This is a genomic window from Lysinibacillus sp. GbtcB16 (assembly GCF_019091145.1).
Lineage (GTDB): Bacteria > Bacillota > Bacilli > Bacillales_A > Planococcaceae > Lysinibacillus > Lysinibacillus fusiformis.
Map to the genome: position 1 here is coordinate 1 of NZ_JAGXJV010000102.1, position 580 is coordinate 580.

Sequence of the window (580 nt, forward strand, 5' to 3'; positions counted from 1 at the left end):
CTTTTTAGCCGATCTATAATGATAATGCGCAGGATCTAATTCTTTATTTTTTTTATAATCCCATTCCTTCATTAATTCTGGAAATTTATTTACAAACGCATCTGGTTTTCTATCAACCTTTTTTGCACATTTCGGACAACCACTTCCTTCATTAGTTCTTTTTGAAACTTTAGTAATCCATGTATGATTACATTTATAGCATTTCCAGTTTGCTCTTTGTACAGTACCTGCCAGAATATCTTCAGGTTTTATACCTTTATTATTTTTATAATCCCAATCTTTCGCTATTTCTGGATAAAGTGTCTTTAAGTTATTCGTAACTGATACCTTTCTATTTAAACAAAAGGGACATTTTCCACCTTTTTTTCTTGCGTAAACTGTCATTTCCCATTCATGATCTGGTCCTTTTGAACACTTCCACCATATATATTTTTCTGAGCCGTATGACACATCATTCGGCGTTAATTTACTATTTTTCGTTGGATGCCATTCTTTTGCTAGTTTTGGAAACGCATTTATTAATTTATTTTCTTCACTTAGTTTTTTCCCCATTCTCACCATCTCTTTCTTTCAAATTAGT

Annotated in this window: 1 protein-coding gene; it reads right to left on the reverse strand. The window is 31.7% G+C overall.

All coding sequences use genetic code 11. From position 1 onward, the window contains the following. Positions 1-552 (reverse strand): zinc-ribbon domain-containing protein (locus KVT27_RS23525; RefSeq protein ID WP_217582061.1); only part of this gene is annotated, 552 nt, incomplete at its 3' end. Positions 553-580: the final 28 nt, after the last annotated feature.